15 protein-coding genes are annotated in these 13,969 nt (G+C 68.4%); 5 read left to right on the forward strand and 10 right to left on the reverse strand.

Translation table 11 applies throughout. The features are described from left to right. Positions 1 to 56 precede the first annotated feature (56 nt). On the reverse strand, positions 57 to 1,487 hold the full coding sequence (locus tag NC7_RS14110) for an SDR family oxidoreductase (RefSeq protein ID WP_067983704.1): 1,431 nt from the start codon (positions 1,485 to 1,487) through the stop codon (positions 57 to 59). 234 nt (positions 1,488 to 1,721) lie between these two features. On the opposite strand from NC7_RS14110, the gene NC7_RS14115 reads away from it, so the two are divergent. Together NC7_RS14115 and NC7_RS14120 are read left to right on the forward strand one after the other, a co-directional pair. Next, a complete protein-coding gene (locus NC7_RS14115) occupies positions 1,722 to 2,267 on the forward strand; it encodes a TetR/AcrR family transcriptional regulator (RefSeq protein ID WP_236573439.1) in 546 nt (181 codons plus the stop codon). Positions 2,268 to 2,393: 126 nt separating this feature from the next. Further along, positions 2,394 to 3,092, forward strand: a complete 699-nt coding sequence (locus NC7_RS14120) for a hypothetical protein (RefSeq protein WP_067983119.1) — start codon at positions 2,394 to 2,396, stop codon at positions 3,090 to 3,092. Between the two features lies 1 nt (position 3,093). Here NC7_RS14120 and ligD read toward each other — a convergent pair whose 3' ends face one another. The 3 genes from ligD to NC7_RS14135 all read right to left on the reverse strand — a co-directional run bounded on the left by ligD (position 3,094) and on the right by NC7_RS14135 (position 5,675). After that, a complete protein-coding gene (ligD, locus tag NC7_RS14125; protein ID WP_067983121.1) occupies positions 3,094 to 4,092 on the reverse strand; it encodes a non-homologous end-joining DNA ligase in 999 nt (332 codons plus the stop codon). After that, positions 4,089 to 5,168, reverse strand: coding sequence for an ATP-dependent DNA ligase (locus NC7_RS14130; protein ID WP_201449884.1), 1,080 nt, complete (start codon positions 5,166 to 5,168; stop codon positions 4,089 to 4,091). The genes ligD and NC7_RS14130 overlap by 4 nt, the downstream gene beginning before the upstream one ends. Positions 5,169 to 5,291: 123 nt before the next feature. Next, a complete protein-coding gene (locus NC7_RS14135; protein WP_236573441.1) occupies positions 5,292 to 5,675 on the reverse strand; it encodes a cold-shock protein in 384 nt (127 codons plus the stop codon). A gap of 206 nt (positions 5,676 to 5,881) precedes the next feature. On the opposite strand from NC7_RS14135, the gene NC7_RS14140 reads away from it, so the two are divergent. Next, the gene (locus NC7_RS14140; RefSeq protein WP_236573443.1) at positions 5,882 to 7,375 is read left to right on the forward strand and encodes a condensation domain-containing protein; all 1,494 of its coding nucleotides are present in this window, start codon (positions 5,882 to 5,884) and stop codon (positions 7,373 to 7,375) included. Here NC7_RS14140 and NC7_RS14145 read toward each other — a convergent pair whose 3' ends face one another. The 5 genes from NC7_RS14145 to NC7_RS14165 all read right to left on the reverse strand — a co-directional run bounded on the left by NC7_RS14145 (position 7,376) and on the right by NC7_RS14165 (position 12,104). Then, a complete protein-coding gene (locus NC7_RS14145; protein WP_067983710.1) occupies positions 7,376 to 8,683 on the reverse strand; it encodes a pyridoxal-phosphate dependent enzyme in 1,308 nt (435 codons plus the stop codon). Beyond that, the gene (locus NC7_RS14150; protein WP_067983123.1) at positions 8,680 to 10,071 is read right to left on the reverse strand and encodes an alanine racemase; all 1,392 of its coding nucleotides are present in this window, start codon (positions 10,069 to 10,071) and stop codon (positions 8,680 to 8,682) included. The genes NC7_RS14145 and NC7_RS14150 overlap by 4 nt, the downstream gene beginning before the upstream one ends. Beyond that, positions 10,068 to 11,297, reverse strand: coding sequence for a heavy-metal-associated domain-containing protein (locus tag NC7_RS14155; RefSeq protein WP_067983124.1), 1,230 nt, complete (start codon positions 11,295 to 11,297; stop codon positions 10,068 to 10,070). The genes NC7_RS14150 and NC7_RS14155 overlap by 4 nt, the downstream gene beginning before the upstream one ends. A gap of 49 nt (positions 11,298 to 11,346) precedes the next feature. Then, positions 11,347 to 11,781: a CBS domain-containing protein gene (locus NC7_RS14160; protein ID WP_067983126.1), complete on the reverse strand. Its 435-nt coding sequence runs from the start codon at positions 11,779 to 11,781 to the stop codon at positions 11,347 to 11,349. An 89-nt stretch (positions 11,782 to 11,870) separates the two neighbouring features. Next, the gene (locus NC7_RS14165) at positions 11,871 to 12,104 is read right to left on the reverse strand and encodes a hypothetical protein (protein ID WP_067983128.1); all 234 of its coding nucleotides are present in this window, start codon (positions 12,102 to 12,104) and stop codon (positions 11,871 to 11,873) included. Between the two features lie 352 nt (positions 12,105 to 12,456). On the opposite strand from NC7_RS14165, the gene NC7_RS14170 reads away from it, so the two are divergent. After that, complete coding sequence (locus tag NC7_RS14170) at positions 12,457 to 12,690, forward strand: DUF397 domain-containing protein (RefSeq protein WP_373861249.1); 234 nt, start codon at positions 12,457 to 12,459, stop codon at positions 12,688 to 12,690. Positions 12,691 to 12,708: 18 nt separating this feature from the next. Beyond that, complete coding sequence (locus NC7_RS14175) at positions 12,709 to 13,593, forward strand: Sco1979 family transcriptional regulator (protein WP_067983130.1); 885 nt, start codon at positions 12,709 to 12,711, stop codon at positions 13,591 to 13,593. A 36-nt stretch (positions 13,594 to 13,629) separates the two neighbouring features. On the opposite strand, the gene NC7_RS14180 is transcribed toward NC7_RS14175, so the two are convergent. Then, positions 13,630 to 13,869 carry a hypothetical protein gene (locus NC7_RS14180; RefSeq protein WP_067983132.1) on the reverse strand — a complete coding sequence of 80 codons (240 nt, stop codon included), beginning with the start codon at positions 13,867 to 13,869 and terminating at the stop codon, positions 13,630 to 13,632. Positions 13,870 to 13,969: the final 100 nt, after the last annotated feature.

Genomic DNA, 13,969 nt, shown 5'->3' on the forward strand with positions numbered 1-13,969 from the left:
GGCCACCGGCCGATCGGAATCATGATCAACATTCCGGTTCGGCATCGGCCGGGTGCTCACCAGGGTGAGGGCTGGTAGTCCTTCAGGAAGCAGCCGTAGAGATCGACGCCGTTCTCGCCCTGCACGATCGGGTCGTACACGCGGGCGGCACCGTCGACCAGGTCGAGCGGGGCGTGGAAGCCTTCCTCGGCCAGCCGGATCTTGGTGTAGTGCGGGCGTTCGTCGGTGATCCACCCGGTGTCGACAGCGGTCATCAGGATCGAATCGGATTCGAACATCTCGAGCGCACTGGTGCGGGTGAGCATGTTCAGCGCGGCCTTGGCCATGTTCGTGTGCGGATGGCCGGGACCCTTGTAGCCACGACCGAACTGGCCTTCCATCGCCGACACGTTCACCACGTACTTGCGCCTGCCGGGTGCGGCCGCCATCGCCGGGCGCAACCGCGACACCAGGATGAACGGCGCCACCGAATTGCACAGCTGCACCTCGAGCAGTTCGGTGGCGTCCACCTCGCCGACGGTCTGCACCCAGCTGTTGGTGTGGGCCAGATCGGGTACCAGCCCACCGGCGTCGATGGCCACGCCCGCCGCGATCCGCTCCGGTGTCGCCGAACCGGCGACCAGCGCCAGTTCGGCCACGTCGACGGCCGATAACGACGGCGTGAGCGAGGCGGTGAGCGCGGTCGGATGTGCCTGCATGGTCTTGCCGAAGGTGACGATCTCCGGGAGCACGCCGTGGGGCAGCGGCGCGGTCTCGGCCTCGACGAGCGCGCTGTAGGCGCCGGTCGAGCGGCGCACGGTCTGGGCGGCGTTGTTGATCAGGATGTCGAGCGGCCCCTGGGCGGCGACATCGTCGGCCAGGGCGACCACCTGGGCCGGATCGCGCAGGTCGATCCCGACGATGCGCAGCCGGTGCAGCCAGTCGGCGCTGTCCTCCATCGCGGCGAAGCGGCGGATGGCGTCGTTGGGGAACCGGGTGGTGATGGTGGTGTGGGCGCCGTCGCGCAGCAGCCGCAGCGCGATGTACATGCCGATCTTGGCGCGTCCACCGGTGAGCAGGGCCCGCTTGCCGGACAGGTCGGTGCGGGCGTCGCGCTTGGCGTGGCTCGACGCCGCGCACTCCGGGCACAGCTGGTGGTAGAACGCGTCCACCTCGGTGTAGCGCTGTTTGCAGATGTAGCAGGGACGGGCACGCAGCAGTGTTCCGGCGGTCTCGCCGTCGGCGGCGGACTTGATCGGGATGCCCGCGGTCTCGTCGTCGATGCGCTGCGGCGACCCGGTCGCGGTGGCCGCGATCACGGCGCGGTCGGCCTCGGCGACCTGCTGCCTGGCCTCGATCCGGCGGCGTTGCTTGAGCTTCTTGAACATGTGGCCCACCGCGCGCTGCACCGCGATCGAATCGGGGTGCTCCTTCTCCAACTGCCCGGCTTGCTCGAGCACCCGCAGGCAGGTCGCCAACTCGTCCGGATCGATCGTCTTCTCGGTCATCGGGGAGTGCGGCATTCCTTCGTGCGGGAGCGGTGGTCGGAAATATTGTCTCATTGGCCGTGCGGCGGACCCGCTGGGTATCGTGGTGCACCACCTCCGCAACCCTGCGGCGGCCGAAGAACCCGACGGAGCGCCCCGATTTCCCCGTTCGACACCGACACCGCAGACCCGCCGCGCAGGCGCCGACTCGAACCCGACGAGCGTCGGGCGCAGATCCTGGCATGTGCCATCGAGATGTTCGGTGAACGGCCGTACGCGGCGGTGTCGACCGCGGAACTGGCCCAGCGAGCGGGGGTCGCGCGCGGCCTCATCAACCACTATTTCGGCAACAAGCGTGATCTGTACCTGGCCGTGGTCCGGCGGATGGTGACCCTGCCCCGGCTGGAGAAGGTCACCCTGCCGGAGGGGACCTCGGTCGAACGGGTCGACGCCATCGTCTCGTGGTTGCTCGACACCATCGCCGAGCACGGCAGCACCTGGGTGAAGGTCACCAGCCACGAAGGCGTCGGCGACGACCCCGAGGTGCAGCAACTCCTCGACCAGGCCGACGACGCCGCCGCCGAACGCATGCTGTTGATGATCGGCCGCTCCGATATGGCAGACGACGCACAATTGCGCGCGCTGATCGTTTCCTACGCGGGCATGGTGAAAGTGGCCGGGCGCGAATGGCTCACCCGCGGCACGCTCACCCGGCCCCAGGTGCACCGGCTGCTCACCGACGCCCTGCTGACGCTCATGAACGAGACGATCCCGCACGTGAAATCATCGGCGGCCGATTAGGAGTTCGCCCACTCTTTCCCGGTTGCGCTGCCCGGCGGGCCGCGAGTCCCTATCCTCTTCGCGTAACCCCGCGCCGCACGCAGTTTCGTTTCCGCGGCCGGGGAGATCGAGAGGGACCCGGGGTTGATGGCACGATACGAGCAATGGGACGACGACCCCGAGGAGGAGTTCGAGGATCGGCGCTGGAACGGTCAGCGCTGGCCGCACGCGACACCGGACGACGCCACGCGCGACGACCAGCCCCGGGTGAATCCGTACGCGATGGTGGCGTTGGCGGCGGCACTCGTCCTACTGTTCCCGATCGCGATCGTCTTCGCCCTGTTGTCGTACGGGCATCCCCGGGGGCGGGGCATCGCGACGCTCGCCCTGTTTCTCGGCATCGCCGAAGTCGCCGCCATCGCGGTGGCGGGCATGGTGCTGTTCGGGGGTCTGGAGCTGGAGATGCCCGCGCTGGCGACCAAAGCGGCCACCTCGCCGGTGGCGGTGACCACGACCGAGGTGCCGCCCTCTGTCGGCGCGCCGACGGCGACCGGGTCCACCCCGGTGCTGAGCCAGCCCGCGGCGAGCGTGGTGCAGAAGGGCACACCGTGCCAACCCGAGCAGGTCGGCTTGCTCGGCGTCGCCGCCGACGGCGCCACCCTGCTGTGCCTGCGCGCCGACAACGCGCACACCTGGTCGGGCCCGCACCGAGTGGCGGGCTCCTACTACACCGAGGGCGAGAGCTGCGATCCGTCGCAGGACAAGACCGGCCGCACCACCGACAACCACGCCCTGGTCTGCGAAGGCAAGGCGGGCAACGGCAGCTGGGTGCTCTGGACCGAGTAGCTCAGTCCTTCTTCGCCCGGCTGGGTTGAACGCGGGGCGGTTCGTTGGGCATCTTCGGGTACTGCGGCGGCCACGGGGCATCCATCATGCCTGCGGCCATGTCCTCGTCCGACATGGTGAGCAGCTCTTCGATCGACTGGGGGGTGCGGTCGGCCCAGGGGTCACCGCGTTCGGACAGTCGTGCGGGGACGGTGGCGAGGGTGAGCTCGTCGGGGACCACGGTGTCGAGCTCTTGCCACGTGATCGGGGTGGACACCTGGCCGCCCACCTTGGGGCGCACGGACCAGGCGCCGAAGACGGTCTTGTGTGGCGCGTTCTGGTTGTAGTCGATGAAGACGCGGCTGCCGCGTTCCTCTTTCCACCACTGGGCGGTGATGTCGTCGGGGAAGCGGCGTTCGAGTTCACGGGCCAGCGCCACGGCGGCGGCGCGCACCTGGTAGCCGTCCCAGCGCGGCTCGAGCATCGCGTAGATGTGCAGTCCGCGTGAACCTGAGGTCTTCACGAGGGCGTCGATGCCGAGTTCGGCGAGCAGTTCGCGGGTGCGGACGGCGGCGCCGCGCAGGTCGTCGAAGGTGATGCCGGGCGAGGGGTCGAGGTCGATGCGCAGTTCGTCGGCGATCCGCAGATCGGGCACGTGGTTGGGCCAGACGTGGAAGCCGAGGCAGCCCTGGTTCACCGCCCACAGCACGTGGGCCAGATCGTGGGCGACCAGTGCGTCGCTCGTCGTGCCGTTCGGGGTGCTGACCTCGACGGTGCGCAACCAGTCCGGTGCCGTCTTGGGGACACGCTTCTGGAACCACGACTTCCCGGAGGCGCCGTCGGGATAGCGTTCGAGCAGCAGCGGACGATCACCGATGACCCCGAGCAGGGGGTCGGCGACGGCCTGGTAGTAGCGGACCAGATCGAGTTTCGTCTCCCCGCGCTTGCTGAAGTACACCTTGTCGGGATGGCTGATGGTCAGCGTGCGCCCGTCGACCTCGAGCTCGACTCCCGCGCTCACGACCGCACCCCGAAGATCGCGTCGAGTTCGGCCGGGGCGACTTCGTCGAGCTGGGCGTATGTGCACGACTCGGGCGTGCGGTCGGGACGGAACCGGACCAGTCGCCCGCCGTGCCGGAACCGGCCGGACTGCACGTGCTCGTACCGCACCTCGGCGACGAGCTCGGGCCGCAACGGTTCCCAGGACAGGTCCTTGCCCCCGGTCCACCGGCTCACCCCACCGGGCATCTTGCCGTCGGCATTGGCCTGAGCCGCCGCGTCGGCCCAACCGCGCCACGGGTGGTCGACGAGCGCGTCCTCCCGTAGCGGTGCCAGTTCGCCGAGTAATTCGCGGCGCCGGGCGGCGGTGAAACTCGACGCCACCCCCACATGGTGGAGGTTGCCGTTGTCGTCGAAGAGGCCGAGCAGCAGGGACCCGACGCCTGCGCCGTCCTTGTGCATCCGGTACCCGGCGACCACACAGTCGGCGGTGCGCTCGTGCTTGATCTTGAGCATCACCCGTTTGTCCTGCAGATAGGCCTGATCGTCGGCCTTGGCCATCACACCGTCGAAACCGGCCCCCTCGAACCGGGTGAACCAGTCCTGGGCGGTGTCCGGGTCGCGGGTGAGGGGAGTGAGATGGATACGCCCGGGTGCCGCGTCGAGGAGGGTCTCGAGTTCACGGCGGCGTTCGGAGAACGGATCGCGGGTGAGGTCGCGATCGCCGTGGGCGAGCAGGTCGAAGGCCACGAAACTGGCCGGTGTCTCGACGGCGAGCTTGTTCACCCGGGATGCGGCCGGATGCAGGCGCTGCTGCAGCGTGTCGAAATCCAGGCCGTTCTCGGTGACGACGACGATCTCGCCATCGATCACGCACCGTTGCGGCAGTGCCGCTCGGAGCAGATCGACCAATTCGGGGAAATAGCGGGTGAGCGGACGATCGTTGCGCGAACCCAATTCGAGTTCGTCACCGTCGCGGAAGACGATGCAGCGGAAGCCGTCCCACTTGGGTTCGTAACTCAGCCCGGGTTCACGGGGCAGCGATGGTGTGGATTTGGCCAGCATCGGGCGCACTGGCGGCATCACCGGTAGATCCATCCGATCCTCCTCGCGGGTTCGAGTCACCCGTGTAGACGTCGCGAGCGCACCCGATTGATCGGTGCTCTGCGATCGTAGGCCGGGGGACCGACACACACGCGGATCGTGATCAGCGCGTTCGGATCAGCTGTCGAGCCAGCCGTGTTCGTCGGCGAAGGTGGTGAAGCGGTCGCGGATGGTGATGATCTCGGCGGCGGTGAGGGCCGGTGACGCCTCGAGTAGCAGTTCGGTGATCTGCTGGCGCATGTCCTCCGAACCGAGCCGTTCGCCACCGCCCTTGCGGCCGCGACCCGACGGGGCACCGTGCCCGGCGGCGGTCAGGTTGACGGCCTTGGGTCCGCGATCGCCCTCGGTGACCTCGAATTCGAAAAGTCTGCCTTGGCGCAGTTCGTCCTCGTCGAGACCGATGTCGTTGACGTGGACGAACACATCGGGTCCACCGTCTTCGGGGCGGATGAACCCGAAACCCCGCGAACCATCGAAGGACACCAATTTCCCGACAGACACCGACCAGCTCCTCGCTCCGCTTTCCCGACGCTCACTCTAACGTGGCTTTTGGGTGTTTTCTCCGGAAATGGATAGTCGGCGACACCCCGGCGCGGGGTGGCCCAGGCCCGGTCACGATGCGGTAACTGTTTGTTCACATCGGCTCGTTAGCGTCCCCCATCTGTTTCGAGATGGGTGGAGGTCGGCGGTCGGTGGTGGATCCCGGTGTGGGGATCAGGTCGGGGGTTGTCGGTCGTGGTTTCGCGGTGGCGACGGCACGGGCCGAGGCGGTGTGTTTCCCGGTGCCGCCCGCGGTGTCGCTCGAGCCACGTCCGAGACCCGCGCACGTGCCGCTTGCCCCCGCGCAGGAGCGCATGTGGCAGGCCGCCGCGCACGGCTGCTCGGCGGACTGGAATGTGGCGCGCGCCCTACGGATTCGTGGCGCGGGCGTCGACGTAACCGCTCTGCGCGGTGCCTTGGAACTGGTGGTGGAACGCCACGAACCGCTGCGGACCCGATATCCCGTGACCGAACACGGACCGGTTCAACAGGTGCTCGACGTGTCGGAGGTCGTGCTCGACATCGCGGTGCGCCCCGTCGGCCGCGACGCCCTGGATGCCGAGATCGCCGACCTGGCGGCCAGGCCGTTCGACCTGACCCGCGATCCGCCGCTGCGAGCCCGCGTGTTCGTTCTCGGTCCCGATGACGTGGTTCTCGCCCTCGTGGTGCACCACATTTCGGTCGACGGACGATCGATGACCCCACTCACCCGCGACCTCGTCACCGCCTACCTGGCCTGTCACACCGGCACACCACCGCGCTGGGAGCCGTTGCCGGTCACCTACACCGACTACACGCTGTGGAAGCACGCCCAATTGGGTGAGTTCACCGACGAATGGAGCCGCGCGACACACCAACTGCGGTACTGGGCCAATGCTTTGGCCGGGAGGCCCGCACTGCTCGAATTCCCGGTACGGCAGCGGTCGATGTCGGCGAGCGATCCCGCCGCGGGCGCGCTGATCCCCGTCGCGTTCGACGCCGCCACCCACGCGGGACTGCTGCGGCTGGCCCAGGATCGGCGGGCGAGTCTGTTCATGGTGCTGCAGGCGGCGTTCGCGGTGACCGTCGGCGCGTTCGCCCGGTGCGCCGATGTGACGGTGGCGACGGCGGTTTCGGGCCGCGACCACCGGCTGCTCGACGACCTCGTCGGCAACTTCTCCGACGATGTCCTGATGCGCGTGCGCCTGGACCGAGCGGCCGATGTCGACGAACTCATCGACCAGGTGCGCCGGGTGGCGCTGGCGGCCTACGCCCACCCCGACACCCCGAACCCGCGGCTGAAGCGGTGTCTGCCGCAGGACGCCGCGCTACCACTGTTCCAGGCGACGCTCGTCCTGCAGAAGTCGACCAGAGCGGAACCGACCGGAGCGCAGGCCTTTTCGGTCACCGAGGTACCGACCGGCGTGATCCGAGCCAAGCACGATCTCGAATTCGGCCTCACCGCCCACTACGAGAACCACGGCGCTCCGGCCGGTGTCGACGGGGCGTTCCTCTACCCCCTCGCGCGCTTCGATCCCGCGACCGCCGCCCGGTTCGTCGACCGCTTCCGTGCCGTGGTCGCGCTGCTCGCCGACGGCTATCGCGGCCCGTTGCCGCCGCTGCTGGCGACCACCGGGCGACGAGCACCGTCGCCGCGCCGCGCCCTGCGGGCACTGGCGTGATCAGCCGCGTTCCAGCGGCAGACCGGCATCGCGCCAGGCGACGATCCCGCCCGCCAGGCTGAAGGCGTCGTATCCGGCCTGCCGGGTCAGGGCCGCGAAACGCGACGACGCCTCACCGACCGGGCACACGAACACGATCGGCCGTGAGCGGGGGAACGGCATGCCCTGGCTCAGCATGTCGTCGAGCTGGTCGTCGCGCAGATTCAGTGCGCCGGGGATGTGGCCGACCCGGTAGGCCATCGCGCCCCGGGTGTCGACGACCGTGGGGCGACCGGTCCGGTCGAGTTCGGCCAATTCCTCGGGGGTGAGTACCGGTGCGGAGTCGGCGGCCGGTGCGGGTGGCGTCTCGGGGGCGCCGAACAGGTCGGGTCGGCGTTTGGCGAAGTAGGACAGGTAGGGCTCGAGCCGGTCACAGACTATCAGCACGGCCACCAGCGGCCGGTCGTCGGGGCGTGGGGTATGGGCGAGGGCGCGCAGGGCGGCGGCGTAACCCGCGCCGCTGGTCGGCCCCGCCAGCACGCCGTATCCGCGCACCAGCTCGAGCGTGGCGTCGATGGCGGTGGCGGAGTCGACGGTGACGATCTCGTCGTAGAAGTCCGGCCGGAACAGGCCGACGTCCCACATCTCCCGCTCGGAGCGGATGCCGGGGATGAAATCGAGCCGATCCGACACCACACCGATCGTGCGCAGCGCCGGGTGGGTGTCGAGCAGGGCGGTCGCCGTGCCACGGGTGGATCCGGTGGTGCCGAGTCCACCGACGAGGTAGTCGAGGTGCTCGATACCGGCTCGAGCCAGATCGGCGGCGATCTCGGTGCCCGTCCCGTCGCGGTGCGCCTCGACATTGCGTTCGTTGGTGTATTGGGACGGGTGGTACCAGCGCTGCGGTGCCTGCCCGGTGGTGTGCTCGATGACCGCCGAGACATCGTCGGCCGCATGGGGATCCGGGCATTCGGACAGTCCTGGCAGTTCCACGATGTCGGTGCCGAGCAGTTGCAGCAACTGACGTACTTCGGTGACCCGGATGCGGTTGGTGACCGCGCGCAGCGGAATCCCGTGCAGCGCACCGAGTACCCGCAACGCCTTGGCGGTATTGCCGCTCGACGCCTCGATGAACGACTGCCCGTCGGCGGCGACCGCGGCCACGTCGTCGCGGATCATCGCCCACGCGATACGGTCCTTCACCGAGCCGAACGGGTTGTGCGACTCGAGCTTCGCGTACAGCTCGACACCGGCGAGCCCGTGCACCCGTGGGTCGAGGCGGAGCAGGGGAGTGTTGCCGATCAGTTCGGTGATGTGGGAGTAGATCATCGCCACTCCTCGTCGCCGCACAGCAGGAATCCGCTGTCACTCTGGTGGACAACCACTTTGGGTGTGGTGGGATGCATGGCCGCGTTGGCGGCCGACAGATCCATGTGGTAGGCCCCGGTGTTGGGGAACACCACCGGGTCGCCGGGCGCTGGCATCCTCGCCACCCGCACCTGCCGTTGGGTCACCAGGTCGCGTTCCAGACAGAGACGACCGGCGAAGAACACTCCGGTAGGCGCGGATTCGCCCGGTTCGGACAGGACGAGGGGATCGATGAGCACCTCCTGGTCGGCCGCGGTGACGGTGTCACGACTCAGATCCAGGTGTACCAGGGTGGCCCCGTTGCCCGCCCGCTTCACGAATTCGACCTGGGACACGGTGATCCCGGCGCGGTCGGCCACCGCCTTACCGGGTTCCAGCCACAGGTCGAGGAGATTGTCCGCCAGCACCGCACCCACCGCGCGCCCGCCGTGTCCTGGCAGCGGCGCCGCGAGGAGCTCGGCGAGAATGTCGGCGGCCGATTCGGTGTTGGCGTACTTGTGGAAGACCGGTGTCCCGGTGGTCACGCCGCCCGCGACGTGATAGCCGAACGTGCCCGTGCCCCAGTGCAGAGCCGGTCCCTGTCCGAGCAGCCCGGCCCGCAGCGCCTCGTCGTAGGCGTCGTAGGCGGCCGCGTCGGCCGAGAAGACCTGGCGCAGTCCACCACCGATGTCGAGCACCGACGGTGTGAACCCGCGCGCGTACGCTCGCTCGATCACCGTCAGACACTCGCCGACGGCCCGTACCCGCTCCTGGGTCGACGCGGTGTCGAGGTGGAAGGCCACCCCGAGCAGCGTCAGCCGGTCCGGATGTCGGGCGAGCAGATCGAACGCCTCTCCCACCGCGGCGAGGTCGATGCCGAACCGGCTGGGCGCGCTCCCGGGAAACCCGGAAAGACGCAGCAGGACGGGCACTGCGGTGTCGGCGAGGTCGGCGATACGCGCGAGCTCCCACAGATTGTCGACGTTGATCGTCACCTGCGCCGCGATGGCCGCTCGCACGAGCGGCAGCCCCTTGGGTCCGGTGATCTCGATCCGATCGGGGGTGAACCCCGCGTCCAGCGCCGACCGCAACTCCGCCGCCGAGGCGACATCGACACCGATCCCGGCCCGGGCGGCGGTACGCACGAACGCCGAGGACCGGTTCACCTTGTGCGCGTAGCAGATTCGCGAGCCACATCGGGCCCGGTCGAGCACCTCGGTCAGCGCGGTGAGATTGTCGGTGAACACCTGGGGGAACACCAGATGCAGCGGTGACCCGAACCGTTCCAGCGCCGCACACACCGCCGCCCGATCCGCGAGGAAGGCCGCCACGACCGGGTGCAGGGCGGCGGGAACGGCAGGCGGGCTCATTCCACCGGCGTGCCGGACGCGGGCACGCCGTCGGTCGGGTTGTACCCGCCGTCACGCAGCGCCTCGAACACGCGTAAGCGATGACGCGGGCTGCGGATCCGCGCGACCACGCGTTTGGTGGCCAGGTCGATGTCCACGACGGGGACGTCCATCGATTCCAGCAGGGCGCCGATGGTGCGCACGCAGTGTCGGCAACTCATGTCCGGTACGGAGAACACACTGTCGTCGGCGAGGGGTTCACCGTCGAGCACTACCTCGGTGGTGTCCGTGACGACCTGCACGGTCCCGGCGAGCGCGACGAATGTCTCCACGAACCGATCGGCGACCATCGCCAGCACCGACGACCCGTCGGCGCCCGGTGGCGCGGCGAGGCATGTCGACCCGGTCCCGGGTGGGAGCAGCGCGTATTGACGGGAGATCAGATCGAGGTCGTCGTGGTACTTGGCCAGCGCCTGCTCGACATCGAGGCCCTCCTCGGTGGTCGCCTTGCGCATCACCGCGTGCGCGTCGGCGATGGTCGTCTCCTTCATGGCCCGGAGCACCGAGATCGACTCGGGCGTGTACCGCACGGTGCCGTCGGGTGCGGTCGTGAAGCGGACCGGGATCATGCCGCGGCGATAGGTCGAGGCCTGCAACTCCCAGAACCAGCGTGTGGCCACGGCCGCGAATATTCCCGAATCACGCATCCCGCAGGCGAATTCGGTGAGGCCACGATACGGAGTGTCGGCGGCGACGAGACCGTGCTGAACCAGGGCGCGCCCGGTGGCTTCGATGCCGACCCGGAAGATCTCGTGCGGTTCGTGATCGGTGGTCGTGGCTTCGAGTACCGCCCGCTCGTGCGTGCCGAGGTGGGCGGTCCGTTCCGGCAGGCCCGATCGCGCCAGCGAATCCCACAGCGCCAGTACGGTTTCCCTGGCGACGACGGCCAGGTCCGGTCCGGCGCCGCCCTCGCGGTAATAGGCGGTGTTGGGGATGCCCGCACTGTCGGTCCAGGTGATGCGGTGCGTCGCGCTGGTCACCTGCTCCGGCGGACACGGCCGCATGAAGCGCTCGAGATACATCCGCTGCGACTGGGTCAGGGTCGCGCCCGGCTCGGGCCGCAACGCCCGCGCGCGGACGGTGATCCGGACCGGCGCGGTCTCGACGTCGGCGAAAATACCGGGCGCGGCGAGCCGGGCGAGGACCTGCGAAGCGACACGGCGGTCGTACTGCTGCGCGGGGTGCACCTCGTCAACGATACGCGCGGACAACGCTTTTCGGCCGCGAGCGCGAGGGTCAGTAACCGCCCTGCAGATAGTCGACGAGCTGCTCGCGTTCGGTGGCCAGCTCGGTGATCTCGCTCTTGACCACGTCACCGATGCTCACGATGCCGATCAACCGGTCCTCGCTCACCACCGGCATGTGCCGGATTCGGTGCTCGGTCATCACGTCACGCAGCGAGGACACGTCGTCGTCGGGACGGCAGGTGCGTACCCGAGCGGTCATGATCTCGGCCACCGGCCGATCGAGCAGTTCGGCGTCGTGCACGGCGAGGCAGCGGACCACGTCGCGTTCGGACACGATGCCCTCGATCGTCACACCGTCGGGGGAGACGACCACCGCACCGATATTGCGTTCGGCGAGTACCGTCACCAGCGCGCGCACGGTGGTCTCCGGCGGCACCGTGGCCACCGCCGTGCCCTTGTTTCGCAGGATCTCCGCAATCCGCATTCGCCGCCACCTGTGCTCGCGCCGACCGTCCGCCTCCAAGCATGACCCCGGTCTGCGGCTGTGACCAGCACGAAGACGTCACGACCGCGCTATTCGTCGTCCAGGCCCGCGGACAGGTAGGCCGCCGCGGCCAGCCATTGGCGACACTGTGGGCCGTGGATGTCGTGTTGGCGCAGCATCTCGCGAGCCTGTCGGTAGGTGAGCCCGTTGGGCTCATCGCTACACGAGGAACCGCTCGCCATCTCGGTCCCGATCGTGCGGGGCAGCGCGAGTTCGGCGGTGCCGGCCGAAACTCGGCGGGGTGGTCGATACGGAATGCTCATCGCAGGCCCCTCGCATCCGGTGGGCCCGGGCCTGCCCCGGCTCGTGTCGAGCGGGCCCCGGGGGTTGATCTTGCCCCGAGTCTATGGGTGCGGTGATTGCAGATGCAAGCACATCGGAGCTCTCATTCGGGGCGTTTCGGCGGCCGATGGCTCTGCGGCCCTTGCGAATTCAGGGGACTGGACGTCACTTTGCGAACGCCACCCGCCCGCGGAGCCCGAACAGATACCGACCGGTGCGCAACCATCGGGCGCGTGTTAATGTCCGCATCGCGCAAAGCGGATGCAAGAACGTTTGTGCGTGCATCTGCAACTTTCACTCCGATGGACATCACACGAGAACAGGGAGTAATGCATGTCCGCAATGCACCATGATCAGCGCGAACGACCCGCCGACCAGGCCTGGCGCAAGAGCACTTACAGCAACGCCAGCGGCAATTGCGTAGAGGTTGCCGCCGTGTCCGACGGATCGGTAGCTGTACGCAACTCGCGCGACCCGCGCGGTGCGGTCATCTACTACACCCGGCCCGAGATCGACGCATTCATCCGCGGCGCCAAGGCCGGAGAGTTCGACGACTTGACCTGCTGATCGGTAAGATCGCCAGTCATGACGGCTGAACCCCACGAGATCGGTCGTGTACAACCGATCGTCGACCGTGGTCCCACCGTGCTGCGCATCGCGCTCGGTGGGCAACTGCGTAGGTTGCGGGAGAGCAAGAACATCACCCGCGAGGCCGCGGGGGAGGCGATCCGCGGCTCACACGCCAAGATCAGCCGACTCGAACTGGGCCGCACCGGTTTCAAGGAACGCGATATCCGCGACCTGCTCACCCTCTACGGCGTCGTCGACCCCGTGGACCGTGAGGCCTTCTTCGATCTCGCGCGGCAGGCCAACGAACCCGGCTGGTGGCATCGCTACAGCGACCTGCTGCCGTCGTGGTTCAGCACCTATCTCGGGCTCGAACAGGCCGCGAGCCAGATCCGTACCTACGAAACCCAATTGGTGCCCGGTCTGCTGCAGACCCCGGAGTACACCCGGGCCATCGTCACGGTCGGTCTCGACGATGCCGAGACCGAGCGGCGGGTGCAGGTTCGTCAGCTACGACAGGACGTCCTGCGTCGGGTCGACCCGCCGGTGGTGTGGGCGGTGATCGATGAGGCCGTGCTCCATCGGCCGGTGGGTGGACGCGAGGTGCACCGCAATCAGCTGCGTCATCTGATCGAACTGTCGACGCTGCCGAATGTCACCGTGCAGGTGCTGCCGTATTCGGCGGGCGGGCACGCGGCGGCGGGCAGTTCGTTCAGCATCTTGCGTTTCGCCGAGCCGGAACTGCCCGACATCGTCTACCTGGAGCAACTCACCAGCGCCCTCTATCTGGAGCGCAGGCAGGATCTCGCGCTGTACCTGTCGGTGATGGATCAGCTCAGCGTGCAGGCCGCGCATCCGGATCGCTCGCGCGAAATCCTGCGGGACTACGCCGAGCGGGCCTGAATTCCGCCGCCGCTCACCGGAGCGGCGGCGGTCGCGTCAGTAGCGGATGCACCCGGAGGCGATACGCCAGAACGTGTCCGGGGCGAGTACCTGCAGGTCCCAGTCGTCGGCCAGTTCGTGGGCCGTGGTGACGATGCGGTCGATATCGAAGTCGTTGCGGGTCGCTGCGCCGGTCGATTCTACGGCGTCGATGACGAAAGCGACCGCGGTTTCCCGCGAGGGGTGGGTGATCGCTGCGCGATCTGCGAGGCCGAAACGGCCGGTGGTGTGGTTCATGTGAACGCCCCTGTGTCTAGGCAGTGGCAAACCCGAGGCAACTATAGCCCCAGGTGTGCCGCTCGCGGCCTCCCCTGACTATCCCCTGAATTGTGTTGCG

Source organism: Nocardia caishijiensis NBRC 108228 (genome assembly GCF_001612825.1).
GTDB lineage: Bacteria > Actinomycetota > Actinomycetes > Mycobacteriales > Mycobacteriaceae > Nocardia > Nocardia caishijiensis.